The 13727-nt window shown below is 44.9% G+C and carries 15 protein-coding genes; 6 read left to right on the forward strand and 9 right to left on the reverse strand.

Annotated elements, in window-relative coordinates:
- The 6 genes from H5073_RS09620 to cyaY all read right to left on the reverse strand — a co-directional run.
- The coding region (locus tag H5073_RS09620; protein WP_182679276.1) for a retention module-containing protein at nt 1–885 on the reverse strand (885 nt) is incomplete at its 3' end.
- Between the two features lie 388 nt (nt 886–1273).
- Nucleotides 1274–2443: a heme biosynthesis protein HemY gene (locus H5073_RS09625; protein WP_182679278.1), complete on the reverse strand. Its 1170-nt coding sequence runs from the start codon at nt 2441–2443 to the stop codon at nt 1274–1276.
- Nucleotides 2440–3672, reverse strand: coding sequence for a uroporphyrinogen-III C-methyltransferase (locus H5073_RS09630; RefSeq protein ID WP_182679280.1), 1233 nt, complete (start codon nt 3670–3672; stop codon nt 2440–2442). The genes H5073_RS09625 and H5073_RS09630 overlap by 4 nt, the downstream gene beginning before the upstream one ends.
- Nucleotides 3673–3836: 164 nt before the next feature.
- Nucleotides 3837–4553 (reverse strand): uroporphyrinogen-III synthase, encoded by a 717-nt coding sequence (locus H5073_RS09635; protein ID WP_182679282.1) that lies wholly within the window; start codon nt 4551–4553, stop codon nt 3837–3839.
- A 75-nt stretch (nt 4554–4628) separates the two neighbouring features.
- Nucleotides 4629–5561 carry a hydroxymethylbilane synthase gene (gene hemC / locus H5073_RS09640; protein WP_182679284.1) on the reverse strand — a complete coding sequence of 311 codons (933 nt, stop codon included), beginning with the start codon at nt 5559–5561 and terminating at the stop codon, nt 4629–4631.
- Nucleotides 5562–5765: 204 nt separating this feature from the next.
- The gene (gene cyaY, locus H5073_RS09645) at nt 5766–6101 is read right to left on the reverse strand and encodes an iron donor protein CyaY (RefSeq protein ID WP_182679286.1); all 336 of its coding nucleotides are present in this window, start codon (nt 6099–6101) and stop codon (nt 5766–5768) included.
- A 67-nt stretch (nt 6102–6168) separates the two neighbouring features.
- Between cyaY and H5073_RS09650 the strand changes: the two genes are divergently transcribed.
- The 6 genes from H5073_RS09650 to H5073_RS09675 all read left to right on the forward strand — a co-directional run bounded on the left by H5073_RS09650 (nt 6169) and on the right by H5073_RS09675 (nt 11072).
- The gene (locus H5073_RS09650) at nt 6169–6339 is read left to right on the forward strand and encodes an LPS translocon maturation chaperone LptM (RefSeq protein WP_182679287.1); all 171 of its coding nucleotides are present in this window, start codon (nt 6169–6171) and stop codon (nt 6337–6339) included.
- A 22-nt stretch (nt 6340–6361) separates the two neighbouring features.
- Entirely contained in the window at nt 6362–7606 is a 1245-nt protein-coding gene (lysA, locus tag H5073_RS09655) for a diaminopimelate decarboxylase (protein WP_182679288.1), read from the forward strand.
- A 62-nt stretch (nt 7607–7668) separates the two neighbouring features.
- Nucleotides 7669–8496 carry a diaminopimelate epimerase gene (gene dapF, locus H5073_RS09660; RefSeq protein ID WP_182679289.1) on the forward strand — a complete coding sequence of 276 codons (828 nt, stop codon included), beginning with the start codon at nt 7669–7671 and terminating at the stop codon, nt 8494–8496.
- Nucleotides 8497–8615: 119 nt separating this feature from the next.
- Nucleotides 8616–9266 (forward strand): DUF484 family protein, encoded by a 651-nt coding sequence (locus H5073_RS09665; protein ID WP_404948389.1) that lies wholly within the window; start codon nt 8616–8618, stop codon nt 9264–9266.
- A 124-nt stretch (nt 9267–9390) separates the two neighbouring features.
- Entirely contained in the window at nt 9391–10362 is a 972-nt protein-coding gene (xerC, locus tag H5073_RS09670; protein ID WP_182679290.1) for a tyrosine recombinase XerC, read from the forward strand.
- Nucleotides 10359–11072: an HAD-IA family hydrolase gene (locus H5073_RS09675; protein ID WP_182679291.1), complete on the forward strand. Its 714-nt coding sequence runs from the start codon at nt 10359–10361 to the stop codon at nt 11070–11072. Before xerC ends, H5073_RS09675 begins: the two co-directional genes overlap by 4 nt.
- Before the next feature lie 56 nt (nt 11073–11128).
- On the opposite strand, the gene H5073_RS09680 is transcribed toward H5073_RS09675, so the two are convergent.
- The 3 genes from H5073_RS09680 to H5073_RS09690 all read right to left on the reverse strand — a co-directional run bounded on the left by H5073_RS09680 (nt 11129) and on the right by H5073_RS09690 (nt 13561).
- On the reverse strand, nt 11129–11632 hold the full coding sequence (locus H5073_RS09680; RefSeq protein WP_182679292.1) for a helix-turn-helix domain-containing protein: 504 nt from the start codon (nt 11630–11632) through the stop codon (nt 11129–11131).
- Between the two features lie 102 nt (nt 11633–11734).
- Nucleotides 11735–12259, reverse strand: coding sequence for a hemerythrin domain-containing protein (locus H5073_RS09685; protein WP_182679293.1), 525 nt, complete (start codon nt 12257–12259; stop codon nt 11735–11737).
- A gap of 123 nt (nt 12260–12382) precedes the next feature.
- On the reverse strand, nt 12383–13561 hold the full coding sequence (locus H5073_RS09690) for a kelch repeat-containing protein (protein WP_182679295.1): 1179 nt from the start codon (nt 13559–13561) through the stop codon (nt 12383–12385).
- Between the last annotated feature and the right edge of the window lie 166 nt (nt 13562–13727).

The raw sequence follows: 13727 nt of genomic DNA on the forward strand, positions 1-13727 counted from the left end.
CTGGAATACAGACTGGCCAGCATCGGCATCATTGATGGTCAAGGTGCCAGTGTCAGTTAAGGTCGGGTTGTTGGCGTCTTCAGTGACCGCGCCCAGATCATCGCCCGCAATCTCAGGGATGTCGTCCACTGGCGTGACTTCGATGGTCAGGGTTGCCGTTGAGCCAGTATTGGTTGTGTAAGTGATAACCGGGACGCTACCGTTCCAGTTTTCATTAGGTGTGAAGGTGTAGCTGCCATCAGCATTAAGAACTAATACGCCGCCTTCTAAAGTAACAGAAGTGCCAGCGGGAAAACTTGTGCCGCCAACCTCAAAACTGGTTACTGTTAGCACAGTGTCAATGTCACTGTCATTAAGCAATACGTTACCAGTGGCTATGCCATCTTCATCAATCGTGTTTGTGTCATTGGCTAAAATCGAAGGTGAATCAAAAGTATCGACAAAATCATCGCTAGGCAAGGCAGTTGGGGCTGCGGCAAAGCCTGTTGTATCAAAACCAGATGCGGCTAAGGTTTCATCGCCACTACGTCCGACTGAAACAAAGCCTGAGCTCCCTTGATTTCCCGTAGGCGTACCGGCGGCAGTTTCTGGTAGCTCTTCAGTTGGATCTTCACCAGAAGCAATTAAATCTTGTAGCGCTTCAATTTCTGCTAGTGCAGCGGGATCAGAATTGGCTGTTTCTGCAAAGAAATCAGTTGCATTAGTCTCAGTGCTGCCGTCGTTGTATGTGATGACGTACGGGAGATCGTCTGCAAAAAATAATGTCGCGCCAGCAGGTACAGCTTCCCCTGCTAGGACGTTACGTGTTTCATTGTTTACGGTTAGTGTTACTTTTCCTTCAGCAGTACTCAGAACACCATTTTTAGACGTAGTTACAGATCCCATACAAGCCCCCAACAGCTTTGATTTCAATCGATACTTTTAAGATGAATCTAACACTTCCAGATGCCGTTATTGTTAAGGCTGAATGAAAGCAGTAAATAAACTCACCACAGAATAGCAATCATAGTACATTTAGCATCGGCAGTCAATTTTTTGACGTGCGTCATATTTGCTTTAACATATTGAAATTTTTATAGTAAAAATCGTATTGCAGATTAGTTGATATAAATTTTATTGAAGGATGAGGCGGGAGTGTTGTTAACTCGGTTTCCAAAGGAGGGTGTTAAAATAGATAAAAAAACGACCAGCAAGAAAGCAGGCCGTTATTATGGTTTTTTATATGCAGTGATGATGCATAGTAGAACTCATTGGTAGTTAATTTGACTTTGTATTAAAGATGTTTTGATGCTTGGCGATAAGATTGTGCGGCATTGGTATTTTCGCCAAGCCGCTCTTGAACTTGCGCTAAGGCCAACCAATATTCATGCTTAGGATCTAAACGACAAGCATTCTTCCACCTTAGCTTAGCATCTTTAATATCTCTAGATTGAATGCTTAGTTTTGCAAGACATGCTTGGTAACTGGCATCATTTTCAAAGCTACTCTCATGGCGAGCCAGTTGCTTACGGATCTCTGTATTTTGCGCAGTGACTAGCTCTGGTAGTTGCTCAAAAATAACAGAGTTAGGCTCATTTTTAACTAACTTAGTGAGTAATTTTAAGCCTTCATCAGCCAGGCCAAAATTAACCAGACCCTTGATATAGATAAGTGCCAATCGGGAGTCTTGCCTCTCTGATTTAGTCAGCCAATGCCACACTTTGTCTAACTCTTGTGCATTTTTAGCCGCCGCTTGTGTCACCAGCTCACTATTCGCTGTGAATGTTAGTGTATTAAATGCCTCTGTGGAGAGTAGCTGTTTTTTCTGAGCGATAGGCAGTAGAGTCTTAAGCGCTTGCCAGTCTTTGAGTTTTGGATACAGCTTTAATGCAATTGCTATGATGGCATCAGGGCTTTTACTGGTTGGAGTTAGCTTGTCGAGTTCGATACGAGCTAGGCTAAATTCGCCATCTTGGATAAAGAAGCGCATCTTGGAGATCGCGACAGCTTCTTGAGCAGAGGTTTCAGCCGCTGCAGAGGCTAAATATTCGTCACGAGCTTGAGTTTTCTTTTGTTTATGTGCAGCTTGCGCCGCCACAAGCAGGTTTAACGTGGGTAATTCGCCGTTTGCTGCACCCTTAAGCATGCTTTTTTCGGCCAATGCCCAATTTTCAGCAGCCATGGCAATTGCGCCTTTCAAGGTGTGCTTTTTAGCTGCTGTTGCACGCCAACGCATGGGTAAATGCTTACTGCTGAGCGCTAAACCAACAACGAGGCTGACAAGCCACTTAATCAGTAGCATGGCTATAACTGACGCTACGAGTATTACGATGGCTACAATGAGGCTGGTTTCAATCTGATATTCGCCAACAGCGATATAGACATAACCCGTATTATCAATAAATAACGGACTAACACAGAGGCCAATTAAGATGATGGCAACAATAATGAGTGCCTTAATCATAGTGTGGGCTCTCCTGATGTCGATATATCACCAAAGGTGACTAATTGCTCTAATAATGGCGTAGCGATTAACTGCTTATGTGCGATAGGGGTGAGTTTGATTTCAGCAAGTTTATTGATAGTCTCAATTGTTTCCAAGGTGTTTGACTGATGCAAATCAAAGTATTGACTTAACCATTGTTTTGCCATCGCAAGTGATTGCTGAAAATGTTGGTTGTCTTTATGTTGTAGCGCGCTTTGTGCTTGCAACAATCTATTCTTAATATTTTCAGTTAAATACCACTGTTGCTCCGGCGACAATAATGGTTCCAGATCTGTGGTGCGCTTTCTAATTGTTACTAGACTGCTACTAAATGCTTGCCAGCTTTTGCTCAGGTTTGCTTGCCAATCGCTAACATCACTAGATAGCTGTGCATCTGTTGATACTGGGGTTGGTGCTAATGTCTTGTTGGCATTAAGTGGTAAACTATCAAGCTTTGCTATGAGGTTATCCAAGGCTAAAATATGGCTAGATATATCTAACTGCTTAATTGATTTAAGTTCAGCAATATCTTGTGATAATGCTTTACGGATAGGCAATAGCGCAGGGTTTTGCATTGCTGCAATTCGCTCATCAGCAGACTCAAGTAATTGCACGGCAGTAAGCAGGTCTGATTCAAGCCAAATTTTTCTGCTTGCCATTCTCACGAGATAATTCGCTTCAGAAGCCATCCAATGATTTGGGCTACGCTGGGCTAATGCATTCACTTGGGTTTGCAATTGCTCTATGGTGGATTTAGTCGCCGTTAACTCTTGATATGCATTGGCATTATTTTGCTGTTGTTTCTCAAGGGATTCTATTTTGGCTTTAGCATAACTTAAGCTTGTGTTGACTGTGCCGTTGATCTGCTGGGTCTGTAACTGCTTAGAAGCCAGTTCTGACTTGAGTAAAACCGATTGAGTGTAGAGCCAATAGCTAGCACCTAAGGCTGTACTGGCAATAATAAAGCATAATGAAAAGCCCAAGCGGATAGGCCATTTACTTATTGGTTGAGAGTTGGAGCTAACGGCTTTGTTCATATTGCTATCTGCCTTTTTAATTGGTTTCGCCGCATTTTTTACCCCAGGCTCAGCAGCACTCGGCTTAGCTGCATGGTCAGCAGTTGGGACTTTTGTATCAGCGGATATAGTCTGAGCTTTAGACTCTGCAACTGGAGCGGCTATTTTTGGCTCTTTATTACTCTTTTCCATGAAACCGTCCTTGAAATACGTCATTAACTCTACTTAAGCTTGGCCTAATGGATAAATGACAAAATATGCGTGTTATTAACGTGTTTATCTATTATTCATTCGCTGAATTCAAGCTTTTATCTGCCTGTCTTGCTGGATGCTGTTAACTTGCTATCCAGTTGACGCTAAAGCTTCAACGCCCTGAGCACTGTTTGAGTATTTGCCCCATTAGCATTGGTCACTCGATGAAACCCTTGGGAACATGCATGCTCTTGGACGCGAAGACTTGGGACTATGATATGACATGAGCGCAGCCATGCAAATAGCTCTTTTGGCACAAGTTCCATTAAATTGTCCAAAGCTTCACCACTGGTAAGTACTATGGTGTCTATTCCGAACTCCTGCCATTGTTGGCATGCCCGCTTGGTATTTAGCGTGGGCAGACCGCGTTGATATACCTGCCAATAGTTAATATTAGCGCCTCTTTCCGACAATATTTGCGCCAAGGTTTCTCTGCCGCCTTCGCCCCTTACAATGGTAATCGTTTGCCGTTTGACATCTTGCAGTGACAAAAGTGACAAGAGTCCTTCGCTGTCTTGTTGTGAGCTGGGCGCGCATTGGCTGGATATTTGATATTCAGCTAACGCCATCTGGGTTGCTTCACCTACGGCAAAATAATCACAATCTTGGGGGAATATATTATGTAAATAGTGGGCTGCACATTGCACCGCATTAGCGCTAATAAAGATCAGTTTATCAGCGCTAAAAAAACTGGCATGAGGCGGGGTATTTGATGGCGTGATGTCAATCAATGGGCACAATAAATGGTCGACGCTAAGCTTATCCAGTGCGTCACTCATCTGTTGATTGCGCCCTTGAGGGCGAGTAAGCAAGACTTTCATAATCAGAAACCTTAGGCCTCATTACTTAATGATTCACGCCATAGCGATTACACACATCTTATATAAGATACGTGCTTATGCATTGCCATATACTGCATCTAGAATGGTTTTTGCGCCCTGAGCTAATAATATTTCAGCCAGTTGCTCACCTAATTGACTGGCTTCAGTCTTAGGGCCTTTGACTTGTCCTGTGATTATTTGGCTGCCATCAGGATTACCCACTAAACCGCGCAATGTAAGTTCATCAGCGACGATTTCAGCATAAGCGCCAATAGGCACCTGACAGCCGCCTTCTAAGCGGGTGTTCATGGCGCGCTCGGCGATGACTCGATAGCGGGTTTCTAAATGTTCAAGTGGCGCCAGTAAGGCTTTTACTCTGGCATCATCAGTGCGACATTCGATGCCAACAGCGCCTTGGCCATTTGCAGGTAAGGATTCTTCAGGGCTGATATAGCTGGCAATCCGCGAAATGAGTTTTAAGCGAATAAGACCCGCAGCCGCAAGTATGATGGCATCATAGTCACCACCATCGAGCTTAGCTAAGCGAGTGCCGACATTACCGCGCAAGTCTTTAATCACTAAGTCTGGGCGCATGGCGCGGATCTGGCACTGACGACGTAAGCTTGATGTGCCCACAACAGCACCTTTTGGTAGCTCGGCTATGCAGCTAAAATCGTTTGATACAAAAGCATCACGTGGATCTTCACGCTCACAGATGATTTCTAACCCTAAGCCAGCGGGGAAATCCACGGGCACGTCTTTCATAGAGTGCACGGCTATATCGGCGCGATGTTCTAACATGGCGACTTCTAATTCTTTGACAAACAGTCCTTTTCCACCAACTTTCGCTAAAGGCGTATCAAGAATAACATCCCCTTTGGTTGTCATCGGAACTAGCTCAACCGATAAGCCTGGGTGAATACGTTCGAGCTCTGCTTTTACAAACTCAGCCTGCCATAGTGCCAGTGGACTCTTGCGAGTCGCGATACGAATAAGATTTTGAGACATGTGAAGCGCTTCCGTCAAAGATCAAAATTGTGACAATGCTATCATTGAGCGACAGCTTATGTAACTGATGCTCTGTGAATGTTTGAAGCAAAGCCGATTTTAATTTGAAGGGATTGATGAGGCATCGATAAAAAAAGCCAAGCCTTGCTGAGTTACTCCATAAAGCTTGGCTTAATAGGCTTGTGGTTGCTGAATTAAAACAACTTAAGCAGTTAACTTTAGCTCAATGCCCGATTGTTTACGGATAGCATCAATCACAAATGGCATAAACTCTTGCTGATTACGCTCGTCAAACCAACGGTTTTCCTTAAAGGCAAAGTGGTAGCCACCGAAGCGAGTCGCAATCCAAATCTCATGCAAAGGTTCTTGTTTATTGATGACTATTTGCGAACCATCTGCAAACTCTAGCTGCAGCACATTACCACTTGCGTCGATATCCACATCGGCATCTAGCTCATCGATGGCGTATTCAATTGCGGTTTCAATCTGGCTGAACATAGCATCAACGAGTTGATGAAATTCAGTATCTGTCATGGCCATGTATTTCTATCCTTTGCTTTCTACGTTATGAATGCGATTATAAGGCCATTAGCCACCAGATGCACAGATGTTGAGAAAAATGAGACTGATTTTATTAATGATACTTGCTAGCTTATTCCTAAGTGCCTGCGGCCAGAAGGGACCTTTATATAAATCTCCTGAGCCAGAGGCGAATCAAAGCCAAGCTGAGCAAAAGTCTTTCCTAGAGAAAGAGCCCATAGTTACCAGCGGTAAATAGCCATTAATAAAAGGACCACCCCTTGGATCATTTCATTTATCAAGAGCAACAGTTATTTGCAGAGTCTTGCTCAGTGGCAGACATAGCCCAGCAACATGGCACTCCTTTGTATATTTATTCTCGCGCCACCCTTGAGCGCCATTGGCATGCCTTTGATGATGCAGTGGGCGCTCACCCTCATTTAATTTGTTACGCAGTCAAAGCGAACTCTAATTTGGCGGTGCTTAATGTGCTGGCAAGATTGGGTAGTGGCTTTGATATAGTTTCAGGCGGCGAGCTTGCGCGGGTCATTGAAGCGGGCGGCGATCCTAAAAAAGTGGTGTTCTCCGGTGTGGGTAAAACGGTTGATGAGATGCAGCAAGCGTTAGCACTTGGAATTTACTGTTTTAATGTAGAATCGAGCGCTGAGCTTGAGCAGCTAAATTTAGTGGCCAAGTCGATGAATGTGCAAGCGCCTGTCTCACTACGGATAAATCCTGATGTAGATGCAGGCACCCACCCTTATATTTCTACTGGCCTGAAGGAAAATAAATTCGGCATCGCCATGGATGAAGCTGAGCAAGTATTCGCCCGCGCCGCCGCACTTTCGCATATAAATGTTAAAGGCGTTGATTGTCATATCGGTTCCCAACTGACTGAACTTAAGCCTTTTTTAGATGCTATGGATAGATTGCTTGGTCTAATCGATAGGCTTTCGGCCCTTGGCATTGAGCTCGCGCATTTGGATGTCGGTGGAGGCTTAGGTGTCCCCTATGATAATGAAACTCCGCCAGCGCCTCAAGTTTATGCGGCAGCGTTAGTTGAGCGCTTGGGTGAGCGCAAGTTAACCCTTATTTTTGAGCCCGGGCGTGCGATTGCTGCCAACGCGGGGATCTTTGTTACCCAAGTGTTGTACCTTAAAGAAAACAGCCAAAAGCGTTTTGCCATTGTCGATGGCGCCATGAATGATTTACTTAGACCGGCGTTATACAGTGCTTGGCAAAATATTATTCCCGTGCAGCAAAGTGATGCTCAGACTCAAGCATTTGATGTCGTAGGCCCAGTATGTGAAACCGGTGACTTTTTAGGTAAAGATCGTCAGTTAGCCGTGGTTGCAGGTGATTTATTAGCAATACGTTCATGCGGTGCCTATGGCTTTGCGATGTCGTCTAACTATAACTCTCGTCCACGGGTGGCAGAAATCATGGTTGATGGTGAACAAGCGTTTGTTATTCGCGAGCGAGAAAAACGCCAACAGCTCTGGCAAGGTGAGCAACTGCTGCCGTAAACTAGGCAAGAAAATACGATTGCTAGCTTACACAATAATAGGTTTGATAAAGGAAGGCGCATTTGATCCATTTCACTAAGATGCACGGGTTAGGCAATGACTTTATGGTTGTCGATGGCGTGACCCAGAATGTATTTTTTTCTCCAGAGCAGATCCGTCGTCTTGCTAACCGTAATTTTGGTGTGGGTTTTGACCAACTACTCTTGGTCGAACCCCCCTATGATCCCGACTTAGATTTCCATTACCGCATTTTTAATGCCGATGGCAGCGAAGTCGAACAGTGCGGCAATGGCGCCCGTTGTTTCGCGCGCTTTGTTCGTAATAAAGGCCTGACACAGAAAAATAAAATTCGCGTGAGCACCTCTTCTGGCAAGATGACACTTAGGCTTGAGCGTGATGGTAGCGTAGTGGTCAACATGGGCGTGCCAGTAACAGATCCTAGCAATATCCCCTTTAAAGCCAAAAAAGTAGAAAAAACCTATTTATTGCAAACACCAATGCAAACCTTTCTTTGCGGCGCCGTTTCAATGGGCAATCCTCATTGTGTTATTGAAGTGGATGATATTGACACTGTCGCCGTGGATGAAATCGGCGCTCTCTTGACCCGTCACGAACGCTTTCCACGAGGGGTCAATGTTGGTTTTATGCAAATTATTAATCCTGGGCATATTAAGCTTAGGGTCTATGAACGCGGGGCTGGAGAGACTTTAGCTTGTGGTACTGGTGCTTGTGCTGCAGCTGCTATAGGTCAGCTGCAAGACAAGCTTTCACGTCAGGTACGAGTTGACTTGCCCGGCGGCACATTACAAATTGATTGGGATGGCGAAGGTAAACCCCTGTGGATGACCGGACCTGCAGAACACGTTTACGATGGACAAATTCAGTTATGACAGAGCAGCTAACCCCAGAGTCAATCGCCAGCCTTAAGGCTGAACCTAAATTAATGGCTCAAGTAAAACCTGCAGATTATTCTGCCGCTAGCAGCGCCCAAAGCGCTATTGCGAACCCTATGGCAGCGATGGAAATGTTAGGCACGCCATTGCAGTTCGATGCCGCGATTGATGAACACATAATACGTGAGTATTTGCTTGATAATCCTGATTTTTTCAATCGCTATCCAGAGTTGTTATTGTCGCTTAAATTGCCTCATCAAGAGCGCGGCACTGTGTCGCTTGTTGAGCGCCGCCAAGAAGTGCTGCGTCAGCGAGTGACTCAGCTGGAGGAGGAAATTACTTCTCTTATGGTTGCAGCGAGCGAAAATGAAAAAATATTCCATTTCAATAATGATTTATCCCATAGCTTGTTGGCCTGTGAAGATTTAGGTGAGCTTAGGCAAGTGTTGTCCGAAGGGCTTAAGCAGCGCTATGGTTTTAGCCATGTGAGACTCATTACGGTTCATGATATTGACAGTGAACTGGCTAATATTTGGCGTCATCGTATTTCTTTGGGGCACTACTTTGGCCGCTTGACTCAGTCTGAATCTAAGCGTTTGTTTGGTGGTGAGGTTGGCTCTGTGGCGCTGACGAAACTGTCTGATGAACATGGTCAGGTTATTTTTGCCGTAGCCAGCCCAGATTCAACTCACTTTCATCCTGAAATGGATAATTTATTTTTTGATCAATTAAGACGCTTATTGGATCACATGTTGCCTAAGTTCTAAAGTTTAGTGCTAGGTGTTAGATGAAGGCTCTAAAATTTAGGTTTTAGCGGCTAGCTAATGCTCTAAACGCTTGGGCAAAATCAACGATAAATGAAGGCAAGCTTAACTCAATCAAGGGCGGATAATGGCACAGATAAGTTTTTTAGCACGCTTTGAGCGCTACTTAACCTCTGAACGACAATTATCGCCTTACACAGTGCGCAATTATCTGTTTGAATTGCGCAGAGCCGAGCAATACTTATTCGCTAGTACAGCTGATGATGTTGCTCACGCCGTTCAATCTAAACCAGATAGTACTGATTATTCTACCCAGCAAAGTGATGAATTATGGTTGGGATTAACCCGTGAGATGCTGCAAGCACTACTGGCAAAACTGCATCGCCAAGGCTTAAGTCCGCGTTCATTGTCTTTGTGTTTATCTGCATTAAAACAATTCTTTGAATACCTACTGAACGAAGACTGCATAACTCACAATCCCGCCAAGGGGTTGTCTGCCCCCAAACAAGCCAAACCTTTGCCGAAGAATATCGATGTCGATGCCATCAGCCATTTGCTGGCTATCGATGGCGACGATCCCTTAGTAGTGCGCGACCGAGCCATAATGGAATTGTTTTACTCCAGCGGCCTACGCCTTGGCGAACTCGCAGGGCTTAACAGCGGCGATATACACTTAGATTTACAAGAGGTAAAAGTGCTGGGTAAAGGTGGAAAAGAGCGCCGAGTGCCAGTAGGAAAGCTTGCCATGGAGGCGTTGGCATTATGGTGTGAGCAAAGGTTATTGCTAGCACAAGCGGATGAACCCGCACTATTTGTGAGTCATCAAGGAAAGCGTTTATCTCATCGCAGCATTCAAGCGCGTATGGCTAAATGGGGCCAAAACCAAGCCTTATCTGTACCAGTTCACCCTCATAAGTTGCGTCATTCCTTTGCGACACATATGCTTGAATCAAGTGGAGATTTACGTGCAGTGCAAGAGTTACTCGGCCACGCGAATTTATCCACCACCCAAATCTACACCAGTTTGGATTTTCAACATCTTGCCAAGGTATATGATGGGGCGCACCCAAGGGCGAAAAAAGGGAGGGAGAAAGGATGAAGCAATACCTAAGATTACGCAGCTTTAAGGCAATCAGTTTTGACCTTGATGATACCTTGTATCACAACACACCTTATCTACAGCTGGCGACAGACAAATTTTTTACCTTTCTAAATCAAGATTACCCCAAGACCCAAACCTTAACACCCAAGGACTGGTTGGCAATTAAGCATCATTTGTTTGAGTTGCATCCTGAATTGAAGCACGACACTAGCGCCGCCCGCTATGCCATGGTCCACGATGGGCTAATGAGCTTAGGTTATCAAGAACGTGAAGCCAGTGAAGGCGCGCAAAAATCCATGGCGTGTTTTCATTTCTATCGCAGTGACTTCATCATAGATGCAAAAGTATTAGCGATACTCAAGCAGCTTGCAGAGTCAGTCACCTTGATTGGCATAAGCAATGGCAATGTAGATGCCAGTCGTATTGGCTTGAGTGAGTCGTTGGCATTTGTGCAGTATCCCGGCCATGGCGTAAAAATGAAACCCCATGGGGATATGTTTGCATTGGCTTGTCAACGCTTAGGGATTGCTTCAGCAGAGCTACTTCATGTGGGAGATCATCAACTGGCCGATGTCAGCGGCGCTCGCCGCGCGGGTTGTCAAAGTGTGTGGTTTAACCCTGAGCAGCTCCCATTGACCCGCCGCGTTGGCTGCATCTTGCCTCATGTAGAATTAAGCGACCTAAACCAACTGCTTAACTTAGTATAATTTGATGCTAGAGATGGCGTGTTATTGGGCTTATGACTAAGCTTGGTTGAGTGGTGCTAGCTACGTTGGGCTAGGGTGAGATCGATACCTGAGCGTTGGCGCATTTGCTTAACTTGCTCGTGACTGGCGCGCATGTCAGCATCACCCACTCTGAAATAACTGCCTGAAAAAGGGTCTTTACCGATATAAATAGGCCGTAAGCTTTTGTCTACAGCAGGAATATGCAGACGAATAAGTTTCTTGGATGCAATTTCAATAATTTGCACATCGGTTGGCGCCAGTATGTTGTGGCTTACCTTAGTGGTATCGTTAAGAATTTCCCAAATTTCACTCAGCATAGGCATAGGATTTATTATGCCTTCAATGGTGAATTCACCTTTTTCTTCACGTACGCCGAGGATAATTTCTCCGCCTAAGGTATTGGCAAAGGCGCTGTAGGTTTCCCACATATCTTCTGGCAACTGGCCAGTGCCATCCCGGCCGCCAGCAAGTTTAAACTCAACTTGAGCTGACTCCTGTAAGTGGTCAATGTCATCTAATGCAAACGTCAATGTGGTCATCTTGGCTGCTTGTGAATGAGTGCTCGATAGATTTAGCATATGGGAAATAAAATGACTCAGCAAGTGGCTGAGTCATAAAGGTTAAACCCCAGAGTTTTTTACTTAATAAGTGAGTGCTTTTGGAAAGAGGATAGTGTTTTCCAGTTGAATATGTGTTTGTAAATCAGCATCGAACTCCGCCAAGGTTTTATAGCAGCTACGCCAAGTGTAACAGGCAAGTTCTGGGATGCGATAACCATCAGTTAACTGTCGAATTTGCTGTAATAACTGCTCAGCTTCTCTGTGCTCATGCTCCATAGCATTGATAGGATTACCTATATGGCCAAAACAGCCGTTGACTTGTTCACCTTGACTTAAGGCCCTGATCGCGGGAAAGAGGATTTGCTCTTCCTTGTATAAATGAGGGGTTAAATCATCCACTAAAGCCTGTACTAGCGCTGCTAAAGGTTTTACTTCTGGGCAATCATTACCGTGAGCTCGTAGCATTTTTTGCGTGTATTCAATAAGCAAAGGGCCAGTGTCACGTATGTATTGATGATGAGTTGATTCTAAATAATCAATAATGTCGCCAGGTGTTAAGGCCGCGACTTCCTCTTGATTAAGAGGCAGAATTTGAGTGCTAGACATAAGTGAACCTAAAGGTGCAAAATAATTACATCTATACTAGCGACCTTAAGTTACAGCCTCAAATTCTCCACAGCGAAATTGAGTCCTTGCTCACATTCTTCGCTTATCAGAGCTAATGACTCGTTATGGCAGGCAGTGCTGCCCTTGTGTAAGAGGGGAGCTTAGCACTCTGTCGGACACTTGTTGGTCTTCTGTCATGCCGCCTATTCGAAGCAATTGATTGTTATGGCAAATAAGGCCCTTATGATCCATGCTGGCTTGCTCAAGTTTAATGGGTTTGAGCCAACGCTTGGTTTTAAGGTCGAAACTATATTGTTGGTTTGATGCTTCACTTGGTTTGCCGTTATAACCTATACCATTGTAATTGTAGGGGTTGCTACTGCCGCCCATAAAGATGATTTGCCCACTATCTTTAAATGAGGTAGCAGTCGCCGCCATTCTGTAATGGGCTTGAGCACTGGCTGAGGGCAAGGATTTATGCTCATTCTGGCGGGTTACGGCTAGTGATGATGCGATGGAATAGTGAGGGATAAGCTGCCAAGCGATCCTCTGGTGGTTATCTGGGGATATTTCACCAAAAAGACACACAGGTGATGCCTGGTAGTTGCGCTTCTGCCTGAGGTTGACTTTAATTTTAACGCCATCACACAGCACCAGCTGATTTGCAAACATGCCGACAGCCTGACCAAATACTGCAGGGGCTGGAATAGGGCTGGCTTGCGACCAAGTATCGGTATGGGTGTCATACACTTGCACTAAATTGACATTTCCATCTTGATGCCAGCCACCAAAGAGATAAATGTACCTGTCTTGGTAGCTTGCCGCCGCACTGTCATCCACGGCGACGGGCATATCGGCAATGCGCTGATAGCGCAAATCTTGAATGTTAAAGCGGTAATTGTCTGCGGTGCTAAGCTCTTGATGATCTTCAGCCACGGTATAGCCACCAAAAATATAAGCACTGTCTTTTATGCCAATAGCGACAGAGGCAAGCCTGCCAGAAAGTGGCGCGATATAGGGCACATCAGCCAAAGCTTGCCAGTCATTATCAGCTCTACTTGAAGTCCCATCAGCGCTTAATGCCAATGACCAAGCGTGATTATGCACATCTTGATAACCCTTATTAGCACCTAGGCCCATAAAGCTCACTAGGTAGCTGTTGTCATTTTCCTTTATTAACGCGACAGCATTATTACTCACAGCTTGAGGAAGATTGGGGTAAGTCAACATTGGCTTAGCTGCGCTAGCGGGAGAGTTTTGAGTACTGATATGAGTTTGCGCCCCGTGAACTTGGCTACTCATTAGAGCAAGTATGGCTAAACAGTAGAATGAATTTTTCAATGGTTGGCCGTTTTGTTGCTTGGATGAATAATTAGACTATAGGAGTAATTATTAACAAAGTTAATACATTTAGAACTAACTGATTATTTTATAAGCTAAACTGGTCTGCGGTCGTGGTAAAATCTAG

It is taken from the genome of Shewanella sp. SR44-3 (assembly GCF_014163735.1).
Classification (GTDB): Bacteria; Pseudomonadota; Gammaproteobacteria; order Enterobacterales; family Shewanellaceae; genus Shewanella.

Coding starts and splice junctions, on each gene's coding strand:
- H5073_RS09680 (WP_182679292.1), bottom strand. CDS start 11,632: ATGACCACATTGACGTTTGCATTAGATGACATTGACCACTTACAGGAG.
- H5073_RS09630 (WP_182679280.1), bottom strand. CDS start 3,672: ATGGAAAAGAGTAATAAAGAGCCAAAAATAGCCGCTCCAGTTGCAGAG.
- xerC (WP_182679290.1), top strand. CDS start 9,391: ATGGCACAGATAAGTTTTTTAGCACGCTTTGAGCGCTACTTAACCTCT.
- H5073_RS09690 (WP_182679295.1), bottom strand. CDS start 13,561: ATGAGTAGCCAAGTTCACGGGGCGCAAACTCATATCAGTACTCAAAAC.
- H5073_RS09675 (WP_182679291.1), top strand. CDS start 10,359: ATGAAGCAATACCTAAGATTACGCAGCTTTAAGGCAATCAGTTTTGAC.
- hemC (WP_182679284.1), bottom strand. CDS start 5,561: ATGTCTCAAAATCTTATTCGTATCGCGACTCGCAAGAGTCCACTGGCA.
- H5073_RS09685 (WP_182679293.1), bottom strand. CDS start 12,259: ATGTCTAGCACTCAAATTCTGCCTCTTAATCAAGAGGAAGTCGCGGCC.
- H5073_RS09625 (WP_182679278.1), bottom strand. CDS start 2,443: ATGATTAAGGCACTCATTATTGTTGCCATCATCTTAATTGGCCTCTGT.
- H5073_RS09665 (WP_404948389.1), top strand. CDS start 8,616: ATGGCAGCGATGGAAATGTTAGGCACGCCATTGCAGTTCGATGCCGCG.
- H5073_RS09635 (WP_182679282.1), bottom strand. CDS start 4,553: ATGAAAGTCTTGCTTACTCGCCCTCAAGGGCGCAATCAACAGATGAGT.
- H5073_RS09650 (WP_182679287.1), top strand. CDS start 6,169: ATGTTGAGAAAAATGAGACTGATTTTATTAATGATACTTGCTAGCTTA.
- cyaY (WP_182679286.1), bottom strand. CDS start 6,101: ATGGCCATGACAGATACTGAATTTCATCAACTCGTTGATGCTATGTTC.